The sequence below is a fragment of the Streptomyces sp. NPDC047886 genome, from assembly GCF_043204435.1.
Lineage (GTDB): Bacteria > Actinomycetota > Actinomycetes > Streptomycetales > Streptomycetaceae > Streptomyces.
This window is the reverse complement of sequence record NZ_JBIDCF010000005.1, coordinates 431,161-451,232: the sequence shown is the minus strand read 5'-3', so window position 1 is coordinate 451,232 and position 20,072 is coordinate 431,161. Positions and strand designations below refer to the sequence as shown.

Below are 20,072 nucleotides of genomic sequence, written 5' to 3'. Positions count from 1 at the left end.
GTCGGCGTTGGGGTGGCGGGGGGGGCGGGGGGGGGGGGGTCCAGCCGCCTTGGGGCGTGGGCCCGGGCCGGCCCCCGCCCGGCCACCGCCCCGCCCCCGGGCCCCGAGCCTTCGTGGACGTCAGTGGATGATGCCGGTGCGCAGGGCGACGGCCACCATGCCGGCCCGGTCGCCGGTGCCCAGCTTGCGGGCGATGCGGGCGAGGTGGCTCTTCACGGTCAGCGCCGACAGGCCCATCGACACGCCGATGGCCTTGTTGGACTGGCCCTCGGCGACGAGCCGGAGCACCTCGACCTCACGGCCGGAGAGCTCGCGGTAGCCGCCCGGGTGGCTCGGCGCACCGGGGGGACGCCGGTGCAGTCGGGCCGCCGCGGCGCCGATGGGGGCGGCGCCGGGACGGGTCGGGTGGCCGATGTTGGTGCGCGTGCCGGTGACGACATAGCCCTTGACGCCGCCCGCGAGGGCGTTGCGCACGGCGCCGATGTCGTCGGCCGCGGACAGGGCGAGGCCGTTGGGCCAGCCCGCGGCTCGGGTCTCGGACAGCAGGGTCAGCCCGGAACCGTCGGGCAGGTGGACGTCGGCAACGCAGATGTCGCGCGGGTTGCCGATTCGGGGACGAGCCTCCGCGATGGACGACGCCTCGATGACGTCACGTACTCCGAGCGCCCACAGGTGGCGGGTCACGGTGGAGCGGACGCGCGGGTCGGCCACGACGACCATGGCCGTCGGCTTGTTCGGGCGGTAGGCGACCAGGCTTGCGGGCTGCTCGAGGAGAACGGACACCAGGCCTCCTGGGAAGGTGCGGGACACAGCCGGCTCGGGGAAGAAGCCGGGGCGAACCGTGCTTGAAGGGTCACAGACCTCTTCGGCAGCTATCCCGTCCGCCTTTAGAGGAAGATCACGATTTGGTGAGTAACAATTGGGGCAATTCGGACGCGTGATCGATCATCCTACGAGCGCCCGTGAACACGCCGAGCGCGCGCTCACCCCTGTCACGCGCACCCCACGCGCACCTGGCACCCGGCCGCGACCCCGGTCGCCCGAGTCGTACGGACGCGCGTGAGAGGCACGGGCGAGTACGGGGTGGCATGAGGGACGCGGGCGAGTACGGGCGTACGGGAGAGGGATGGACGAGTCCGGAGCGGACGCGAGGGGTGCGGGCAGGCGCGGAGCGGAGCGAGGGGTGCGGGCAGGCGCGGAGCGGAGCGAGGGGTGCGGGCAGGTGCGGAGCGGACGCGCGGGCGCTCGGGATGCTCAACGGTGCTGCGGCCCCCTGCGTTGCGGGAGCGACACCACGCCCGCCCCGCCCGCCCCACCCTCCAGTGAAGCCGGCCCCGACGGGGGTAGCCCCGCCACCTGGCACAGCAGATCGCACCACGCCGCCAGATGCGCCGCGGTGTCCGGCACCCCGCCCCGGCCCTCCTGCGGCGTCCAGGACGCGCGGATCTCGATCTGGGTCGCGGGACGGCGCTCCGCCAGCCCCCCGAAGTAGTGCGACCCGGCCCGCGTGACGGTTCCGCTCGGCTCCCCGTACGTCAGGCCGCGCGCCTCCAGCGCCCCCGTCAGCCACGACCAGCACACCTCCGGCAGCAGCGGATCCGCCGCCATCTCCGGCTCCAGCTCCGCCCGCACCAGGGTCACCAGCCGGAACGTGCCCTGCCACGCGTCGTGGCCCGCCGGGTCGTGCAGCAGTACCAGACGGCCGTCCGCAAGGTCCTCGTCGTCCGCCACGACGGCCGCCTCGACCGCGTACGCGTACGGCGCGAGCCGCTGCGGCGGCCGCGTCGGCTCCACCTCGACCTCCGGCCGGGGGCGCGCCGCCCTGAGCGCGTCGACCGCCAGCCGGAACGGGGGTGGGACGGGACTTCCCTCCCCGCTGTTCGTGCCTTCGGTGCCGTCGGTGTGATCGGAGAACTGTCCCTGAGCCGCAGCCATGCGGGGAAGAGTAGGCGGAAGGAGGGCTTCGCGCAGGGAGGGACACCCCTCGCCGCGCGAGCCGGTTGCCCGCACGTGCGAAGATTCTGGGCGTGAGTGCCAACGACCGGCCCCTGGCCCAGCAGACACAGACGTACGACTCCGCGTTCCTCAAGGCGTGCAGGCGCGAACCGGTGCCGCACACGCCGGTCTGGTTCATGCGGCAGGCCGGGCGCTCGCTCCCCGAGTACCTGAAGGTCCGCGAGGGCATCCCGATGCTCGAATCGTGCATGCGGCCCGAGCTGGTCACCGAGATCACGCTGCAGCCGGTGCGCCGCCACAAGGTGGACGCCGCGATCTTCTTCAGCGACATCGTCGTCCCCCTCAAGGCCATCGGCGTCGACCTCGACATCAAGCCCGGCGTCGGCCCCGTCGTCGCCGAGCCCATCCGCCGCCGCGAGGACCTGGAGCGGCTGCGCGACCTGACGCCCGACGACGTCACGTACGTCACCGAGGCCATCGGCATGCTCACCGGCGAGCTCGGCGCGACGCCGCTCATCGGGTTCGCGGGCGCGCCCTTCACCCTCGCGAGCTACCTCGTGGAGGGCGGCCCGTCCCGCAACCACGAGCACACCAAGGCCCTGATGTACGGCGACCCCGAGCTGTGGGCCGACCTGCTGGACCGGCTCGCCGACATCACGGCCGCGTTCCTCAAGGTCCAGATCGAGGCCGGCGCCTCCGCCGTCCAGCTCTTCGACTCGTGGGTCGGCGCCCTCGCTCCCGCCGACTACCGCCGGGCCGTCATGCCCGCGTCCGCGAAGGTCTTCGACGCGGTCGCCTCCTACGGCGTGCCGCGCATCCACTTCGGCGTCGGTACGGGCGAGCTGCTCGGACTCATGGGCGAGGCGGGCGCCGACGTGGTCGGTGCCGACTGGCGCGTCCCGCTCGACGAGGCGGCCCGCCGCGTCGGCCCCGGCAAGGCGCTCCAGGGCAACCTGGACCCCGCCGTGCTCTTCGCCCCCCGCGAGGCCGTCGAGACCCAGACCCGCCGGGTGCTGGACGCCGCCGCCGGGCTGGAGGGCCATGTCTTCAACCTCGGCCACGGCGTCCTGCCCAGCACCGACCCGGACGCCCTGACCCGCCTCGTCGAGTACGTCCACACCCGGACGGCCCGCTGAGGAACCGCGCGGGCGGCGGGCGCGGCCCTCAGTCGGAGCCCGCCCGCCGTACCGCCGCGACCGCCTTCCTGGCCGCGATCTGCACCGGGTCCCAGACCGGTGAGAACGGCGGCGCGTACCCCAGGTCCAGCGCCGTGAGCTGCTCCACGGTCATGCCCGCCGTCAGCGCCACCGCGGCGATGTCGACCCGTTTCGCCGCGCCCTCCCGGCCCACGATCTGCACCCCGAGGAGCCGGCCCGTGCGCCGCTCGGCGAGCATCTTCACCGTCATCGGCGCCGCCCCCGGGTAGTAGCCCGCGCGGCTGGTCGACTCGACCGTCACCGTCACGTACCGCAGCCCCACCGCCCGCGCGTCCCGTTCGCGCAGGCCCGTGCGGGCGATCTCCAGCGAGCACACCTTGCTCACCGCCGTACCGACGACGCCCGGGAACGTGCCGTACCCGCCGCCCACGTTGGCCCCGATGACCTGGCCGTGCTTGTTGGCGTGCGTGCCGAGCGCGATGTGCCGCTCACGGCCGGACACCAGGTCCAGCACCTCCACGCAGTCGCCGCCGGCCCACACGTTCTCCTGGCCGCGCACCCGCATCGACAGATCGGTGAGCAGCCCGCCGTACGCGCCGAGCGGCAGCCCCGCCGCCCGCGCCAGTGCCGTCTCGGGCACGACGCCCATGCCCAGCACGACGACGTCCGCCGGGTACTCCGTGCCGTCCCGGGTCACCACCGCCCGTACGCGGCCTCCCCCGGGCTCCCGGCCCCGCTCGGGCGGGGAGGAACCCGCACCGCCCGTGCGGATCTCGGTGACCTCGGCGCGGCCGACCGTGGTGATGCCGAGTCCGTCCATGGCCTCGTGCACCAGCCGGCCCATGTCCGGGTCCAGGGTGGCCATCGGCTGCTCGCCCCGGTTCAGGACGGTGACCTCGTAGCCCCGGTTGAGCAGCGCCTCGGCCATCTCCACGCCGATGTAGCCGGCGCCCACGACCACCGCGTGCCGGCCGGGCGTCCCCTGCAGGGTGTCCAGCAGCGCCTGCCCGTCGTCCAGGGTCTGCACGCCGTGCACGCCCGGAGCGTCGATGCCGGGCAGCGGGGGGCGCAGGGGCCGGGCGCCGGTCGCCAGGACCAGCTTGTCGAACCCCGTCCAGTACTCCCTGCCCGACTCCAGCTCCCGGGCGCGTACGCGCTGTCCGGGCAGGTCGAGTCCGGTCACCTCGGTCCGCATCCGCAGGTCGATGTCGCGCGCCCGGTGCTCCTCGGGCGTCCGCGCGACGAGTTGGTCCCGTTCGGCGACGTCACCGCCCACCCAGTACGGAATGCCGCACGCCGAGAAGGACGTGAAGTGGCCGCGCTCGAACGCGACGATCTCCAGCTCCCGCGGACCCTTCAGCCGCCGGGCCTGCGACGCGGCGGACATGCCCGCCGCGTCGCCACCGACGACCACCAGCCGTTCCTGTGCCTGCTGTCCCATGCGGAACACGCTACGGGCAGAAGGCCGTTCGGCGCCGTCACTCCCGTGGACCGGCCGGGGCCGTCGGTCCGGCCGGTCCTGTCCGTCCGTTCAGTCCCGCTCGGCGGTCTCGGCGGTCTCGGCGGCCTTGGTGCTCTCGGCGGTCTCGGTCGATGGGGTGGACGGGGTGGACGGCTCCGGATCGGCCGGATCGGCCGCGTCGGCCGTCGGGGCGGCCACCGCCACCGGCTCCGCGCGCCCGCGCAGCCTCGGCCGGATCAGCCACCGCCACAGCGCGTACGCCACGAGCAGCACGGCCAGCCACGGCGCGGCCGCCGCCAGGACGATCACCGCCCAGGTCGCCACCGTGACCAGCGCGCTCCAGCCGCCGCCCAGCGCCTCCAGGAAACCGGGCCTGTCGTCGCCCTCGGCCGTCCCCGCCTCCGGCTCGGTCAGATGCAGGGTGATCGTGGCCAGCGTCGTACGGTCCTTCAGCGCCGCCTGCTGCGCCAGCAGCGACTCCAGATCCGCCTGACGGCTGCTCAACTGCCCTTCCAGGGTGACCACGTCGCTCAGCTTCGTCGCCTGGTCCATCAGCTTGCGCACCCGCTCGACGCTCGCCCGCTGCGTGGCGATCCTGCTCTCGACGTCCACCACCTGGTCGGTGACGTCCTTCGCGTCGGCGGACCGCGCCAGCAGCTTGCCGGAGCCCGCGAGATCCTTGAGGACCGACTCGTACGCGGCCTGCGGCACGCGCAGCACGACCTGCGACGTCACATGGTCGTCGTCCACCCGCTCAGTGGACTCGTTGGCGACGTGCCCGCCCGCGTCCCGCACCACGGTCCGCGCCCTGGCCAGCGCCCTGGCCGCGTCCGGCACCTCCACGGACAGTTCGGCGGTACGGATGATGTGCTGCTGCGGCACGGCGGGCTTCCGCTGCGCGGGGGAGCCGCCCGTCCCGGTCTTGCCGTCCGCCTCGAAGTTCCCGTCCAGGGCGGCGGACTCGTCCGGCCGGGAGGCCGCGTCGGCGGCGGAGGCGCCCTTCGCCCCGGCGTCGGCCCGCTCGTCGGAGGCGCCGCACCCGGCCAGTGCCAGCGCGGCGGCGAGCAGGACGACGGCACCTGTCCGCCGCGAACGCCGCAGCGGTCGTATCCGCCGTGAGTCTGGTGTCTGTCGCAAGGTTCCGGTCCCCCCAGTGAGCCTGTGGTGATGATGACGGTGGAGCGTGGTGCCGGTTCGACGTACGGGGCGGGCGAACCGGTTTCCCCCCGGCGTTCACGAACCGGTCACGGTCGGGACTCGAAACGGGTTTGAGACAGTGGAGTCATGAACGCGGACACACCTACGGGGCCTGCGGGCCATGTCGTCGTCATCGGCGGCGGCATCTCCGGGCTCGCCGCCGCCCACCGGCTGCTGACGGCTGGCCGGCGCGTGACCCTGCTCGAGGCCACCGGCCGGCTCGGCGGCAAACTCCACGCGGGCGAGATCGCGGGCGCCCCCGTCGACCTCGGCGCCGAGTCGATGCTCGCCCGCCGGCCCGAGGCGGTCGACCTCGCCCGTGCCGTCGGGCTCGGCGACCGGCTCACACCCCCGGCCACCACCACCGCGTCCGTATGGACCAGGGACGCCCTCCGCCCCATGCCCAAGGGGCATGTGATGGGCGTGCCGGGCGACGCCCGGGTACTCGGCGGCCTCCTGTCCGACGAGGGCCTGCGCCGCGTCGGCCAGGACCGGGAACTGCCGCCCGCCGACCTCGGCGACGACATCGCGATCGGCGCCTACGTCGCGGCGCGGATGGGCCGCGAGGTCGTCGACCGGCTCGTGGAACCCCTCCTCGGCGGGGTGTACGCGGGTGACGCCTACCGGATCTCGATGCGCGCCGCCGTACCGAAGCTGTTCGACGAGGCCCGCGCGCACGGCACGCTGAGCGAGGCCGTACGGGCCGTCCAGGAGGCCGCCGGGGCGCAGACCGGTCCGGCGTTCATGGGGATCGAGGGCGGTGTCGGCCGGCTTCCGCAGGCCGTCGCCGACGCGATCGCCGCGCTCGGCGGCGAGATCCTCCTCGACACCCGCGTCCACGCCCTGACCCGCCGTCCCGGGCGCGGCGGCGGCCGGGCGGGCGGCTGGGACGTCCGCACGGCCGACCGGCTGATCCACGCCGACGGAGTGATCCTCGCGACGCCCGCGTGGTCGTCGTCGGCGCTCCTCGCCGCCGAGTCGCCGGCCGCCGCCGCCGAACTCACCGAGGTCGAGTACGCGTCGATGGCGCTGGTCACGCTGGCGTTCCGGCGCGCCGACGCCGAAGCGGCGCTCCCGGCGGGGTCCGGCTTCCTCGTCCCGCCCGTGGACGGCCGCACGATCAAGGCGTCCACGTTCTCGTCGCAGAAGTGGCGGTGGGTCACCGACGGCGCACCCGACCTGTTCGTCCTGCGCACCTCCGTCGGCCGGTACGGCGAGGAGGAGCACCTCCAGCGCGAGGACGACGACCTCGTGTCCGTCTCCCTCACCGACCTCGCGACGGCCACCGGGCTGACCGCACGGCCCGTCGCGACCGAGGTGACCCGGTGGATCGGCGGCCTGCCCCAGTACCCGGTCGGCCACCTCGCCCGGGTCGCCCGCATCCGCGACGCCGTCGCCAAGCTGCCCGCGCTGCGGGTCTGCGGCGCCGTGTACGACGGGGTCGGCATCCCCGCGTGCGTGGCGAGCGGCCGGCGCGCCGCCGACGAGATCCTCACCACCCCGACCCTGGCGCAGGGCACCCTGAGTGACGAGCGAGAATAGCCCTATGAGTGCGCCCGAAAAGATCCCGAACGCCGGTAAGAAGGCGAAGGACCTCAACGAGGTCATCCGCTACACCCTGTGGTCCGTCTTCAAGCTGCGCGACCTGCTGCCCGAGGACCGCGCCGGCTACGCCGAAGAGGTCCAGGAGCTGTTCGACCAGCTCGCCGCCAAGGACATCACCGTGCGTGGCACGTACGACCTGTCCGGGCTGCGCGCCGACGCCGACCTCATGATCTGGTGGCACGCCGAGACCTCGGACGAGCTCCAGGAGGCCTACAACCTCTTCCGCCGTACCAGGCTGGGACGCGCGCTGGAGCCGGTCTGGTCGAACATGGCGCTGCACCGCCCCGCCGAGTTCAACAAGTCGCACATCCCGGCGTTCCTGGCCGACGAGACACCGCGCGACTACGTCAGCGTGTACCCGTTCGTGCGCTCCTACGACTGGTACCTGCTGCCCGACGAGGACCGCCGCCGGATGCTCGCCGACCACGGCAAGATGGCCCGGGGCTTCCCGGACGTCCGCGCCAACACGGTCGCCTCCTTCTCGCTCGGCGACTACGAGTGGCTGCTCGCCTTCGAGGCGGACGAGCTCTACCGCATCGTGGACCTGATGCGTCACCTGCGCGGCAGCGAGGCGCGGATGCACGTCCGCGAGGAGGTCCCCTTCTACACGGGCCGCCGCAAGTCGGTCGCCGACCTGGTGGCCGGCCTGGCGTAGGGCGTGTCCGGCACGATGTGCCGGAAACCCCTGGGCACGGCGGTGGCCTGGGCCATGCCTGGTGGCGGCGCCAGCTGGCGGCGCCGGTGGAGGCCGTCACCCCTCGACCCGGAAGATCAGACGCCGGACGGCGATCCCGTCCGGCGGTCCAGCGACACCGGGTCCGGCTCCGGGTGCGGCGCGCGTTCTCGCGCGCCGCACCGGCGTCATCCGGCGCCGGGCGCGCGATGCCCGGCGCCACCGTCGCGCGATGCCCGGCGTCACCGTCGCGCGGTGAGCGCGGCGCGGGCCGCCCGCACCAGGCGCCCGGCCCTCGTGGGCGGGCGGGCGGTCGCCCGCTCCTCGTGCCACTGGGCGAGCCGCCGCCTGGCCGCGGCGTCCTCCAGGCGCCCCGCCGCCAGCAGATGCCCCGCGAAGTCCAGCGCGTCCCGGCGGTAACCGCCCCCCATCGGCCGGGTCCTGGCGTACCCGAAGAACGCCTCCCGCCAGCCGTCGCCCAGGATGCCCGGCAGCTCAGGCGCCACCTTGGCGACCACCCCGGCCCGCTTGGCGAGCAGCGCCCGGCCCTGCACCCTCAGCCGCCCGTGGTCGAACCCCTCCGGCGCGGGCGTTCCCGCGACGAGCGCCGACAGCAGCGCGGCTTGCGCGATCCCCAGCCGCTCCCGGGACGCCTCAGGCACGGGCCGTTCCTGCCGCACGGGCCCCGCGAGCACCGCCGGGGCCTCGACCGGGGCGGGGGCGGCCGTCCCGGCGACCGTGGCGCGGATCGCCGCCAGTTCCGCGCCCAGCTCGGCGGCCGGCGGGAAGTCGTCGTCCCGCTCCAGCAGGACGCCAGGCGGCGCCGCCCGGGACGCCAGCTCGCCCAGCAGGTCCAGGACGGGGCGCGGCACCGGGTGGGCGTGCGTGTCGTGCCAGACCCCGTCGCGTTCCACCCCGCCCGCGACATGGACGTACGCGACGGCCTCGACGGGCAGTTCCGCCAGCGCCTTCGACGCGTCGTCGCCCCGGTTGACCCGGTTGGTGTGCAGATTGGCGACGTCGATCAGCAGCCGCACACCGGTGCGCTCCACCAGCTCCGCGAGGAACCGCCCCTCCGTCAGTTCCTCGTCGGGCCAGGCGAACAGCGCCGCGATGTTCTCCAGGGCGAGCGGCACCGGCAGCGCCTCCTGCGCGATCGTCACGTTCTCGCACAGCACGTCCAGCGCCTCCCTGGTGCGCGGCACCGGCAGCAGGTGGCCCGCCTCCAGCGCCGGTGACGCGGTGAGCGGGCCGCCCGCCCGGACGAACGCGATGTGCTCGGTGACCAGCGGCGCGCCCAGCGCCGTCGCCTTCTCCGCCAGCGCCGCGAGCCGTGCCGGGTCCGGGCGGGCGGCGCCGCCCAGACCCAGCGACACACCGTGCGGAACCACCGTGACGCCGCGCTCGCGCAGCCGGAGCAGCGAGTCGGGCAGATGGCCGGCGCAGATGTTCTCCGCGACGACCTCCACCCAGTCCACGCCCGGCAGGGCCTCCACCGTGTCCGCGATCTCGGGGCGCCAGCCGATGCCGACCCCCAGCCCCGTCGTCCGTTCCGCCATGGCCCCCTCCTCGCGCCGCAGGTCGCGTCGCAGGGGTCATGGCCCCGTCAGCGGGTGTCGAATCCGCCGACGGCCGGGTTCAGAGCTTGATTTGAGGTTCGGCCCGCCGCGCCGAAGGCCGATCGGGGCCGGGCCGCCCCGGCCCCTCGGCGCGTCAGGGGCGGTTGGTGTTGATCGCGGTGGGCGGGCCCGGCTGTGTCGACGGCAGCGACGTGAAGTTCTGGCCCGCCCCCGTCGGCACCGCGGGCGCCGGGGCCGGCGGCAGGTTGCCGTTGGGCGCGGGCGGACCCGACGGGCTCGCCGTCGCCCGGCCGGCCGCCTCGTTGGCTATCGCGTCGAAGTCGACCAGACCGGTCGCCTCCAGCATGGTGATGTGGTCGAGCACCGTCTGGTTGGCGTCGCTCGCCAGCTGGCGGATCAGCGTGTTGCGCGTGGTGTGCCGGACCTCGGCCACCAGCCCGAAGACCTTGCCGTGCGCGTTGCGCAGGATGTTGGCGAACTTCCGCTCGTACTCCTCGCCGTTCGCCGCCGACAGCTCCCGCAGCCAGCCCTGCTGCTGCTCCGTCGGCTGGTTGGGCAGTTCCACGCCCAGCTTGGCCGCCACGTCACGGGCCCGCTGGTCGAGGTCGGAGTGGCCGACCACGAGGTGGTCCCCGGCGTCCTTGATCGCCTGGCTGGGGGCCCGCTCGATGGCCTGCTGACCGGCCGGGAGCTCCCAGAGGCCGGCCAGTCGCACCTTCACCAGGAAGTCGCGGTCGGTCGCCGACAGCGGCCCCCACTGGGTCGCCACGGACGACGCGTTGAGATTGGCCTGTCCGGTACCCGAGCGGTCCGCGTACGACCAGACCGGGAACGCGAGCGCCCCGACCGTGGCGACCAGGGCCGCGATGATGAGTGCCGTGCCGTTGATGCGCCGCAGCAAATGTGCCTCCCGAGCCGGATGTGTGCACGGCCGAATCAACCGGCCGACGGCCGGTGGTTCAACCTACTTGGCAGTATTGGGAGGTACGTATACCGCCGAGGGACCGTTCAGTCGCCCCGAACGGGGAAGTCGGACACCACCGTGCAGGAACCCGGCGCGATCTCGGTGAAGCCCGCGTCCCGCACCATCGGCAGCCCGCCGGCGGACAGTCCAGCCCAGCGGCCGGGGTCCGCCGTGCGCACCGCGAGCGGGAAACCGGCCTCCCGCCAGGAGGCGCGGTCCGCGTCGGTCATCGCCCACCACAGCAGCTGCGCACCATGGCCGACCTGCGCCATCTCCTTGCCGGTCGACATGCGCAGCTCCGGGTTGAGCCATAGCAGCGCCTGCTGCGGGGCGGGCTCCGGCAGCGGCCCGGCCGCCTCCTCCAGCTCCGTACCGGACACCTGGAGCCTGGCCAGCTCCTTCGGCCAGCCGTCCAGGGGGACGGGTGGGAACACCCGTACCTCCGCCGTGCCGCCGGTGACCGTGATGCCCGGAAGCCCCTCGGCCCGCCGCCACTCGGCGCCGCGCGCCCGCCGCACGACCTTGCGGATGCGGGCGTCCTGCCAGTCGCGGACGGCCTGGGCCCACTCGCCGTCCCCGAGCGACCGGTCGTCGGAGAGCATCGTCACCACCGCGCGGGCCGCCGTCTCCAGCGCGTCGGTGCGCGTCGGCGGGCCGGTCCTCTCGATCCGTACCACCAGGGGCAGGACGAACTGCGGTGCGGTGTCGCGGGTGTCGGTGTCAGCGCTGGTCACCGGGCCAGTCTGCCAGCCGCCACCGGCACCGTTCCGGGGCGTTGTTGGCAGAACGGGTCGTTCCGGGCGACGATGCCCGGCATGAAGAGCGATCTTTTCGCGTCCCAGTACCTGGCGCAGCAGGCCACCGCACCGGGCATGACGCTGCAGAACTCGAAATCGGTCAAGTACGCGGTCAACGGCGAGATGCTCGCCCGGCAGGGGTCCATGATCGCCTTCCGCGGCGACCTCCAGTTCGAACGCAAGGGCCAGGGGATAGGCGGCATGCTCAAGCGCGCCGTCACCGGCGAGGGGCTGCCGCTCATGGCCGTGCGCGGCCAGGGGGAGGCGTGGTTCGCGCACGAGGCGCAGAACTGCTTCCTCGTCGACATCGAGCACGGTGACGCCCTCACCGTCAACGGCCGCAACGTCCTGTGCTTCGACTCCACCCTGGCGTACGAGATCAGGACGGTGAAAGGGGCCGGCATGGCCGGGGGCGGCCTCTTCAACAGCGTCTTCACGGGGTACGGAAAGCTGGCGCTGGTCTGCGACGGCGACCCGCTCGTCATCCCGGTGAGCCCGCAGCAGCCGGTGTACGTCGACACCGACGCGGTCGTCGGCTGGAGTGCCCACCTCGACACCTCGCTGCACCGCTCGCAGTCGATCGGCTCCATGCTGCGCGGCGGCTCGGGCGAGGCCGTGCAGCTGATGCTGCGGGGCGAGGGCTTCGTCGTCGTCAGGCCGAGCGAACTCACCCCCCAGAAGGCGGCCCAGAACTGAACCCGTACGGAGCGGATCGAGGCCGCGGCCGGGATCCGCTCCGCGGGGACGCCGGTCAGCAGGAGCCCTCCGCCACCTCCACCGTCAGGTCGACGGGCGTGCGCGGCGCGCCGGGGGCGGTGCTCGGGTAGGTGGCCAGGTGATCGGGCTCGGGCGGCGCGACCGTCATGCAGTACGCGGCCTTGGTGTCGCTCGTGGTGATGTCGAACCGGTCGGGTCCGGCCTCCTCCGCCCACCGGTCCCGGGAGACGCTCAGGCCCCATCCGTTCGACGGGCCCTCGCCGGCCGCCTCGATCGCCTCCTCGATCATGTCGTCGTAGCCGTAGTGGAGGTACGTCACCCTCGGTTCCGCCTCCAGCGAGCGCGCGGCGGCGTGCACGGCGTCCCGCAGTTCCCCCTCGCTCCACCGGGAGCTGTCGTGCAGGGTGTACATGCCGCCGCCGGCGAACAGCAGCGCCCCGACGGTCAGCGCGAGGCCGACCGGATTCCTCGTGTTGTAGACATAGCGATTCGTCCCCCAGTTGGAGCGGACGAAGACCGGCTCGTCATGATGATCTCCGCTCATGGCCATGAGCCTAACCATCGTGTGGAGCGTAGAGTCGTACGTATGGACGAGCCCACCGAGCGCGCGTACCGCGAGCCCCCGGAGCGGCGGCCCGCCGAGGCTGCCGCCGGGCCGCCGTACGCGGACTGCGTCCTGTGCCAGGAGCCGACCGAGTACCCGGCCGCCACCAAGGGCATCACCCTGTGCCCCGTGTGCGAATGGCGGGAGGCCGAGCGCACGGCCTGCTCCGGGTAGGGAAGTGTCCGGCGGCGGATGAGGGGCTACGGGGTGACCGGGCGGAGGGCGCCGACGGCGCCGCCCGCGTCGAGCCGGGTGATGCGCCGCTGCGCGGCGAACGCGGCGGCGGGGTAGCGGGGGTCGGGACGCAGCGCGTACTCCCGCAGGCACGCCTCCGTGAACTTGACGACGTGCTCGTCGCCGTGCTCGGCGGCCCGCGCCCCCAGCTCGTCCAGCGGCGGCGCTGCGGCGACCTCCGGACGCCACGCCGTCGTGTCCTCGTCGCGCCGGTCGGTCGTGAAGGCCAGCAGGAACGCCGCCTGCACCTGCCACAGCCGGGCGAGCGTCGGCTCGTGCAGCTCGTACGGCAGGTGGGGGAGCACGAGCCGTACGGCCGCCGGCGCGGTCACCCCGTGGATCAGCGGCACCGGGAACACCTCCGGGTGGCCGAGGTACACGTCGGCGAAGCGCAGGGTCATCTCGCTCAGCAGCCGGGACGCCTGCTCCGGGGCCAGCCACTCCAGCGACTCCTCGTAGCCGGGAAGGCCGGCCAGCCCGTCGAGGCGGGCGCGGACGGTGGCGGGCCCGAGGCCGCCCTCCTCCGGAACCCGGGGCAGGGCGGCGATCGCGGTGCCCAGGTCGTGCGGGCCGCGCAGCGCGGGGACGCCGGGCAGTTCGGTCCAGCGGGCGGCCCAGTACGCCAGGCCGCGAGCCAGCTCGTCCAGCTGGAGGCGGGTCGGCTTCTCCACCGCGTACAGGCCGCGTACGGCGTGCGCGGTGCGGATGAGGCCATGGGTCAGCCCGGCGAACAGACCCGGCAGCAGCCGTGGCCACCAGCGGACCAGGACGTCGCGCCAGTGTGCCTCGGCGAGTTCGCGGACGAACAGGTTCTCCCAGTCCCCGGCCCGGTGGAACGCGCCGAGCGCCGGGCGCCAGGACGAGGCGTCGGCGGCGTCCAGGGCGAAGCGCGCGGCGGGCGGCTCATGGTGCTCCATGGCGCGCCGGTAGCGCCGTACCCAGTCCGCGACCTGGTCCTCCTGTCCGAGTAAGGCCAGTGCCTCGGCTCCCATGGGGCCGTGGTTGGCCAGGTCGACCCCCTGGCCGCGTTCGTATCCGAGGTCCTCCATCCGCTCCAGGGCGTCGTTGAGGGCATCGCTGTAGCCGGTGGACGGCATGCGCCAGCACCTTTCAGTTGTCCAAACAGTTTGGGAATCCAAACCATCTACACTCGCAGTATGCCGCGCACGCACGCCTCCGGGAAGCCGCCCCTGCCGTCCGCACCGGATCTGGCCGACATCCTGGTGCTGGTGCCCCTGCTGGAGCCGTTCTTCCGGGCGTCCGTGGTCCGTGAGCTCATGCCCGCGCCGCTGCGGGACACGATGGAGGCGCATGGGCTGACACCCCGTCATGGCGCCGTGCTGTCCCAGCTGCTCGCCGGACCGCCGCTGCCCGTGGGTGAGATCGCGCGACGGCTGCGGGTCTCGCTGCCCACCGCCAGCGAGCTGGTCGGCGGCCTCAGCCGGGCCGGGATCGTGCTGCGCGCCGAGGACCCGGCCAACCGCCGCCGGGTCCTCGTGTCGCTGGCGGAGGACTACCGCCCGTCCCTGGAGACCTTCGTCGTCCGCAGGACCGAACCGCTGCTGCGCGCCCTGGACGGGCTGTCGCCCGAGCAGCGGGCCGGGTTCGTGGCCGGTCTCTCCGCCTGGGTGCGCGAGGTGCAGAGCTGACGCGCGGGCGCCCGGTGCTGAGGCGACCGGGGCGCCGGGTGAGGTGAGCGCCCGGGTGATGTGCACACCGGACGCCGGGTGGCGGGAGCGCCGGGTGACGGCGACGCAGGGCGGCCTGGTGCCCTGAACGCCGGGCGGCCGGTCAGCGGGCCATCAGGTCGGAGACCTTGACGAAGCGGTAGCCGCGCGCCCGGAGCTCGGGCACGATCGTCCGGACGGCCTCCTCCGTGACGGGCGCCGCGCTGCGCGTGCAGTGCAGCACGACCAGGGACCCGGGCCGTACGCCGGAGATCACCTGGCGTGCCACCGCGTCCGCGTCGGTGGCGAAGGCGTCACCGCTGACCACGTCCCACTGGACGGCCGTCACGCCCGACGGCGCGAGGGCGCGCAGCGCGGGCTCGTCGTAGCAGCCGCCGGGGAAGCGGAAGTACGGCACGACGTTGCGGGCGCCGGCGGCGCGGAACGCGTCGAACGCCCGGCGCACGTCGGCCGCCATGTCCGCCCCCTTGAGCACCGGCAGCCCGTAACAGGGGGCCTTGAAGGCGTGGTGGCTGTACGAGTGGTTGGCGATCTCGAAACGGGCGTCGGTGCCGATCGACCTGGCCTGGTCCGGGTACTCCTCGGCCCAGCGGCCCGTCATGAAGATCGTGGCGTCGACCTGGAGGCGGCGCAGCGTGGCGATCAGCTCCGGGTTGTCGAACCGTTCACCACGGGCCGCCCTGGGCCCCTGGTCGGCCGTCATGTCGGCGTCGAAGGTGAGCGCGACGACCTTGTCCGCCGTGTCGGCCGCCCGCTCGAACACCGGGGTGAGCCCGCCGGGGCCCGGTGCCATCGTCGGCGGCTTCCGGGCGCCGGGCGCCCCGGCGGTCGGGGCGGTGGAGGAGGGGTGCCCGGAGGCCGGGGGAGTCGCGGCCGCGCTGCCGCGCGGCGGTGCCACGTCCATGGCGTCTCCGCCGCCGCTGTCACCGCAGCCCACGAGGACAGCGCTCAGGAGGACAGGCGTCAGCAGCTTTCGTACAAAAATGGTCACCCGGTGAAATTAACCGATCATTGGAGCGGTGCCCGGCCAGGGCACGCGTACGGCGGTGTCCGTCGCCGGTACGGCGGTGGCCGTCATGGATCCGCCAGCAGCCTCCGACGGCAGGCGGCCACGTCGAAGTCGGCCGGCGGGTAGTGCGGGTCGAGCTCCGTGAGCCGTTCCAGGAGCAGCGCGCCGACGGCCCAGTCGCGGTACCACTTGCGGTCGGCGGGCACGACGTACCACGGCGCCACGGCCGTCGAGCACCGCTCCAGCGCGATCTCGTACGCCTCCTGGTACGCGGGCCACAGCGCCCGCTCGTCCAGGTCGGCCGGACTGAACTTCCAGTGCTTGTCCGGGTTGTCCAGCCGCTGGAGCAGCCGTCGGCGCTGCTCGTCCCGGCCCAGGTGGAGGAACACCTTGACGAGCGTCACGCCGTCGTCGGCGAGCGACCGCTCGAACCGGTTGATCTCCTCGTACCGGCCCTCGATCTCGGAGCGCGGCGCCAGCCCGCGCACCCGGGCGACGAGCACGTCCTCGTAGTGCGAGCGGTCGAAGATGCCGATCTCGCCCGGCTGCGGCAGCGCCTTGGCGATCCGCCACAGGAAGGGGTGCCGCCGTTCCTCGGGCGTGGGCGCCTTGAACGCCTTCACCCGGCACCCCGACGGGTTGAACACGCCCACCACGTGCTTCACCGTGCCGCCCTTGCCGCTGGTGTCCATGCCCTGCAGGATCAGCAGCAGGCGGCGCCGGTCGCCCGCCGTGCTCGCCGCGTACAGCCGGTCCTGGAGACCGGCGAGCAGCACACCGGTGGCGCCGGCCTCCGCCCGGCCGTCCTCCTTGGTGCGCGGGCCCGCCGGCCTGCCGTCGGTGGGGTACGCGGACAGGTCGGGGCGCTCGCCGCCGGGGACGCGCAGCAGCTCCCCCAGCTCCCCGTGTGCCGGCGGCTCCGGCCGCCGCTGCTTCTCCGACACCGTCCGCCCTTCCCGTCCGTCCTTCGCGGCCGCCCCTTCTTCCCCGGCCGCCCGTTCCCCGGCCGCCCCCGGCGCACCGGGGGCGCTGTCTCGATCGTGCTCCGGATCCGTGCCGCCCGCGAGGCGTGGGACGGGCGTCGGCCGTCAACGCCAGGGGCCGGTCACCGCGAACGTCGTCCCGGGCCGGTAGCAGTTCACGTACATCGTCCCGCCGTCGGGCGAGAAGGTGACGCCCGTGAACTCGCCCCACACCGGTTCGGACGGCGTCCCGATGGACTTGGCGTTGCGGGCCATCGCGTAGACCTCGCCGCGCCGCGTCAGCCCGTACACGTGCTGGGCGCCGTCACCGTCCTCGCACACCATCAGGCCGCCGCCGGGCGTCAGACAGATGTTGTCGGGCGACTCTCCCGGCAGCCGCACGTCCGTGCCGGGGCCGAAGACGACGACCAGCGTGAGCCGGCACCGGTCCGGCTCGTACCGCCACACCTGCCCGAAGTGGTCGGCGGCCGAGCCCTGCGCGGCCCGCGCGTAGCTGGAGACGAAGTAGACCGAGCGGCCGCCCCAGTAGCAGCCCTCCAGCTTCTGCGCGTGCGTGACGCCCTGCGGGCCGAAGTCCTGGAGCCGGATGGGCGTCTGGCGCGCCTGGCTGTCCGGTACGGGCACCCACTCGACGCCGTCGAAGGCCGTGCCCGTCTCCTGGACGGCCGACAGGTCCGGCACGCCCGGGACGCGCATGGCCTCCAGGGCGCCGCCCGCGCGGAGGGAGCCGGTGCCGCCGAGCGGCCTGTGCGGCAGGAAGCGGTAGAAGAGGCCGAACGGGCGCTCGAAGGCGTCCTCCGTCTCGTACACGATGCCCCGGCGCGGATCGACGGCGATCGCCTCGTGCTGGAAACGCCCCATCGCGGTGAGCGGTACGGCCCCGGTGCGGTGCGGGTCGGCCGGGTCGACCTCGAAGACGAACCCGTGGTCCTTGGTGTAGCCGTGGGTGCCCGCCCGGTCCTCGCTCTCCTCGCAGCTCAGCCAGGTGCCCCAGGGCGTGTGCCCGCCCGCGCAGTTCGCGGCGGTACCCGCGAGGGACACCCGCTCGCCGAGCATGTCCCCGCCGCCGTTCAGGGTGAGGGTGGTGCAGCCGCCCCGGGCGGCCGGGTCGTACGTGAGGCCGGGGACCGCGGGGACGCCGAGGGCGGCGCCCCGCCCGTTCTCGTGGTTGCGGACCAGGTGCACACGGCCCCGGCGCCCGGCGAAGGCGCCCATGCCGTCGTGGTTGCCGGGCACCGTGCCCTCGCCGGAGCGGAGCGGGTCGCCCTCGCGCGAGAGGACCCGGTAGCGGAAGCCGTGGGGCAGATCGAGGAGCCCGGCCGGGTCGGGGACGAGCGGGCCGTAGCCGTAGGTGCCGGAATGGCCGTGACCCGACCGGTCACCCGCGGTCGCGGTACCGGCGAAGAGTTCGGAGAGTGCTCCGGTGAAGGCGATCCCGGCGACCGACGCACCGGTGCGGGCGAGAATCTGACGTCGTGTTGCGGACATGGGCAACTCCCTGCTGGCGGACAGGAGATGTGACGTGACTCGGACGTGTGTATCACGCAGGCTGGGCGCGGGTGAACTGTGCGAACCGTGTTGTCCCTGTTGACAGGCCGATGGGTGTGGTGGCTGTCGCCACCGCCCGGCCCTCGTGTCGTCCGAGGCCCGTGCGCGGCCGTCTGAGCTCTGTCCGAGGCCCGTCCGTCAGCCGTCCGAGGCCTGTCCGAGCCCCGTGTGCCCGCCGTCCTCCGCCCGTGTGCCCGCCGTCCTCGGCCCGTGTGCCACCCGTCCGCGCCCTTCGGTCCCGCCAATTCGCGTGTCGCGCATATCCATCGGCGAATGAATGTGCGAACCTATCGGTCCCTCGTTCCACCCGTTCCCGCGTTCATTGATTCGGCGGAGTTCCCGGAACCCGTCGCAGGGGGCTCGCTCCACGGCCGGGGGAGAGTCAGCTGTACCTGTAATCCACTTGCTCACTCCTCTGTTCACTGTTCCTGGCCCTCGGTAATCTGCCGATCGTTCACGCCAGTAAGGGGCGTCAGACGGGGGAGTATTTCCGCGACAGGGGAGTGCAGTAATGAGCCACGTGCCGTCGGATCCGGTCGGTCACGCGTCCGAAATCCTCGCCCTCGAGGACATCTCGAAGACCTATGACACGGACTCCTCTTCTTCTGCGGTATATGCGTTGCGCAATATCAGCCTCGCGGTGCGGAAGGGGAAGTTCCTCGCGGTAATGGGCGGGCCGAAGCAGGGAAAGACCACCCTGCTGAAAGTGGTTTCCGGCGCGACCCGGCCGACGACAGGAACGGTCGTCCGCCACGGGGAGGCCACGCGCCGCCCCGGCAGCGAGGGCGACACCGTGGCCTGGCTCGGGACGCCCGTGGACACGGCCGACCTCACGGCCGCCCTCGACCGCCACGCCCGGGTCCTGCTCGCGGACGACGCGTCGGAGGCGGACGGCGCGGTCCTGCGGCAGGCGGTGGACCGGCACGGTGTGGCGGCGGTCATGGCGACGACGGCACCGGCGGCGGCCGCCCGCGCCGATGCCGTCGTGATCCTCCACGGGGGAGCGGTCGTCGACCTGATCGCCGACGCCGGACCCCGCGAGATCAGCGCGTGCCTGGAGCGGGCCGCCGCTCACGCCCGGCCGTGAGCAGCCGCCCCACGATGCCGAGCAGCGGCGCGGCATCGTGCAGGAAGAAGTGGTCGCCCGCCAGCTCGTAGGCGTCGAACGGGCCGCCGGCGTGCCGCGACCACTCCTTCACCTGGTCCAGCCGGGCCTCCGGGTCCTCGGTCCCGGCGAAGGCCGTCAGCGGCACCGGCAGCGTCGCGTCCGGGGGGAACGCACAGGTCTCGGAGAGCGTGAAGTCCGCCCGCAGCGTCGGCAGCAGCAGCTCCACGAGCTCCGGGTTGTCCAGGAACGCGGGCGGCGCGCCGTTCATGTTCCGTATCTCCGTCAGGAACGCCTCGTCGGGCAGCGTGTGCCGCTCGACCGGCCCCCGGAAGGGCACGCACCCGGAGACGAAGACACGCTCCGGCCGGGCCGGGCCGTGCGCGCACAGATGACGGGCCAGGGCGAACGCGATCTGGCCGCCCATGCTGTGCCCGAAGAACGCGAACGGCTTGTCCAGCCAGCCGGCCAGGCTCTCGGCCAGCTGCGGCACCAGGACGTCCATGTCGGTACGGGGCGGCTCGCCGAACCGCTCCTCGCGGCCCGGCAGCAGCACGGGGCACACCTCGACGCTCTCGTCCAGCAGGCCGCTCCAGGAGCGGAAGACGCTGGAGCCGCCGCCCGCGTACGGGAAGCAGAACAGCCGTACCGCCGCCCCCGGCCTGGCCGGTCTGGCCACCGCGGCACGTGGCGCCGTGCGCCCGCCACGGGAGCCGCCGGCCGCGCGGGCGGCGGCGGGACGGGAGGTGGTGGGGCGGGAGGTGGTGGGGCGGGACGAGGAGGACCGGTTCAC

Annotated in this window: 20 protein-coding genes; 7 read left to right on the top strand and 13 right to left on the bottom strand. The window is 73.8% G+C overall.

The genetic code is table 11. From position 1 onward, the window contains the following. Window positions 1-120: 120 nt before the first annotated feature. Together ACGF5U_RS19975 and ACGF5U_RS19970 are read right to left on the bottom strand one after the other, a co-directional pair. On the bottom strand, window positions 121-783 hold the full coding sequence (locus ACGF5U_RS19975) for a response regulator transcription factor (RefSeq protein WP_031131797.1): 663 nt from the start codon (window positions 781-783) through the stop codon (window positions 121-123). Window positions 784-1,254: 471 nt separating this feature from the next. Further along, window positions 1,255-1,935 carry a DUF3000 domain-containing protein gene (locus ACGF5U_RS19970; RefSeq protein WP_392713662.1) on the bottom strand — a complete coding sequence of 227 codons (681 nt, stop codon included), beginning with the start codon at window positions 1,933-1,935 and terminating at the stop codon, window positions 1,255-1,257. 92 nt (window positions 1,936-2,027) lie between these two features. Here ACGF5U_RS19970 and hemE point away from each other — a divergent pair, with 92 nt between their 5' ends. Beyond that, window positions 2,028-3,092 carry a uroporphyrinogen decarboxylase gene (gene hemE, locus ACGF5U_RS19965; protein WP_392713663.1) on the top strand — a complete coding sequence of 355 codons (1,065 nt, stop codon included), beginning with the start codon at window positions 2,028-2,030 and terminating at the stop codon, window positions 3,090-3,092. Between the two features lie 28 nt (window positions 3,093-3,120). Here hemE and ACGF5U_RS19960 read toward each other — a convergent pair whose 3' ends face one another. Both ACGF5U_RS19960 and ACGF5U_RS19955 read right to left on the bottom strand, forming a co-directional pair. Beyond that, window positions 3,121-4,554 carry an FAD-dependent oxidoreductase gene (locus ACGF5U_RS19960; RefSeq protein WP_392713665.1) on the bottom strand — a complete coding sequence of 478 codons (1,434 nt, stop codon included), beginning with the start codon at window positions 4,552-4,554 and terminating at the stop codon, window positions 3,121-3,123. A 90-nt stretch (window positions 4,555-4,644) separates the two neighbouring features. After that, window positions 4,645-5,712 (bottom strand): DUF4349 domain-containing protein, encoded by a 1,068-nt coding sequence (locus ACGF5U_RS19955; RefSeq protein ID WP_392713667.1) that lies wholly within the window; start codon window positions 5,710-5,712, stop codon window positions 4,645-4,647. A gap of 147 nt (window positions 5,713-5,859) precedes the next feature. Between ACGF5U_RS19955 and hemG the strand changes: the two genes are divergently transcribed. Further along, window positions 5,860-7,314, top strand: coding sequence for a protoporphyrinogen oxidase (gene hemG / locus ACGF5U_RS19950; protein ID WP_392713669.1), 1,455 nt, complete (start codon window positions 5,860-5,862; stop codon window positions 7,312-7,314). A gap of 4 nt (window positions 7,315-7,318) precedes the next feature. After that, complete coding sequence (gene hemQ, locus ACGF5U_RS19945) at window positions 7,319-8,032, top strand: hydrogen peroxide-dependent heme synthase (RefSeq protein WP_392713670.1); 714 nt, start codon at window positions 7,319-7,321, stop codon at window positions 8,030-8,032. A 260-nt stretch (window positions 8,033-8,292) separates the two neighbouring features. Here the strand turns inward: hemQ and ACGF5U_RS19940 are convergent, their stop codons facing one another. The 3 genes from ACGF5U_RS19940 to ACGF5U_RS19930 form a co-directional block, all read right to left on the bottom strand. Next, a complete protein-coding gene (locus tag ACGF5U_RS19940) occupies window positions 8,293-9,609 on the bottom strand; it encodes a DUF692 domain-containing protein (RefSeq protein WP_392713671.1) in 1,317 nt (438 codons plus the stop codon). Window positions 9,610-9,763: 154 nt separating this feature from the next. After that, on the bottom strand, window positions 9,764-10,528 hold the full coding sequence (locus ACGF5U_RS19935) for a DUF4142 domain-containing protein (protein WP_392713748.1): 765 nt from the start codon (window positions 10,526-10,528) through the stop codon (window positions 9,764-9,766). Window positions 10,529-10,638: 110 nt separating this feature from the next. Beyond that, window positions 10,639-11,328: a peptidyl-tRNA hydrolase gene (locus tag ACGF5U_RS19930; protein WP_392713673.1), complete on the bottom strand. Its 690-nt coding sequence runs from the start codon at window positions 11,326-11,328 to the stop codon at window positions 10,639-10,641. Between the two features lie 81 nt (window positions 11,329-11,409). Between ACGF5U_RS19930 and ACGF5U_RS19925 the strand changes: the two genes are divergently transcribed. Beyond that, a complete protein-coding gene (locus tag ACGF5U_RS19925; RefSeq protein WP_392713675.1) occupies window positions 11,410-12,087 on the top strand; it encodes an AIM24 family protein in 678 nt (225 codons plus the stop codon). Between the two features lie 55 nt (window positions 12,088-12,142). Here the strand turns inward: ACGF5U_RS19925 and ACGF5U_RS19920 are convergent, their stop codons facing one another. Next, window positions 12,143-12,652, bottom strand: a complete 510-nt coding sequence (locus ACGF5U_RS19920) for a hypothetical protein (RefSeq protein WP_392713677.1) — start codon at window positions 12,650-12,652, stop codon at window positions 12,143-12,145. Between the two features lie 42 nt (window positions 12,653-12,694). Between ACGF5U_RS19920 and ACGF5U_RS19915 the strand changes: the two genes are divergently transcribed. Further along, on the top strand, window positions 12,695-12,886 hold the full coding sequence (locus ACGF5U_RS19915) for a hypothetical protein (protein ID WP_392713679.1): 192 nt from the start codon (window positions 12,695-12,697) through the stop codon (window positions 12,884-12,886). Window positions 12,887-12,912: 26 nt separating this feature from the next. Here the strand turns inward: ACGF5U_RS19915 and ACGF5U_RS19910 are convergent, their stop codons facing one another. Continuing rightward, entirely contained in the window at window positions 12,913-14,043 is a 1,131-nt protein-coding gene (locus ACGF5U_RS19910; RefSeq protein ID WP_392713680.1) for a hypothetical protein, read from the bottom strand. A gap of 60 nt (window positions 14,044-14,103) precedes the next feature. Here ACGF5U_RS19910 and ACGF5U_RS19905 point away from each other — a divergent pair, with 60 nt between their 5' ends. Further along, the gene (locus tag ACGF5U_RS19905) at window positions 14,104-14,595 is read left to right on the top strand and encodes a MarR family winged helix-turn-helix transcriptional regulator (RefSeq protein WP_392713681.1); all 492 of its coding nucleotides are present in this window, start codon (window positions 14,104-14,106) and stop codon (window positions 14,593-14,595) included. Between the two features lie 142 nt (window positions 14,596-14,737). On the opposite strand, the gene ACGF5U_RS19900 is transcribed toward ACGF5U_RS19905, so the two are convergent. The 3 genes from ACGF5U_RS19900 to ACGF5U_RS19890 all read right to left on the bottom strand — a co-directional run bounded on the left by ACGF5U_RS19900 (window position 14,738) and on the right by ACGF5U_RS19890 (window position 18,114). Continuing rightward, the gene (locus tag ACGF5U_RS19900) at window positions 14,738-15,538 is read right to left on the bottom strand and encodes a polysaccharide deacetylase family protein (protein ID WP_392713750.1); all 801 of its coding nucleotides are present in this window, start codon (window positions 15,536-15,538) and stop codon (window positions 14,738-14,740) included. Between the two features lie 170 nt (window positions 15,539-15,708). Further along, on the bottom strand, window positions 15,709-16,587 hold the full coding sequence (locus ACGF5U_RS19895; RefSeq protein WP_392713682.1) for a polyphosphate kinase 2 family protein: 879 nt from the start codon (window positions 16,585-16,587) through the stop codon (window positions 15,709-15,711). A 144-nt stretch (window positions 16,588-16,731) separates the two neighbouring features. Beyond that, the gene (locus ACGF5U_RS19890) at window positions 16,732-18,114 is read right to left on the bottom strand and encodes an alkaline phosphatase PhoX (protein ID WP_392713684.1); all 1,383 of its coding nucleotides are present in this window, start codon (window positions 18,112-18,114) and stop codon (window positions 16,732-16,734) included. 571 nt (window positions 18,115-18,685) lie between these two features. Here ACGF5U_RS19890 and ACGF5U_RS19885 point away from each other — a divergent pair. Continuing rightward, window positions 18,686-19,261, top strand: a complete 576-nt coding sequence (locus ACGF5U_RS19885; protein WP_392713685.1) for an ATP-binding cassette domain-containing protein — start codon at window positions 18,686-18,688, stop codon at window positions 19,259-19,261. Here the strand turns inward: ACGF5U_RS19885 and ACGF5U_RS19880 are convergent. Then, window positions 19,218-20,072, bottom strand: a complete 855-nt coding sequence (locus ACGF5U_RS19880) for a thioesterase II family protein (RefSeq protein WP_392713686.1) — start codon at window positions 20,070-20,072, stop codon at window positions 19,218-19,220. The two genes, ACGF5U_RS19885 and ACGF5U_RS19880, sit on opposite strands and share 44 nt — an antisense overlap.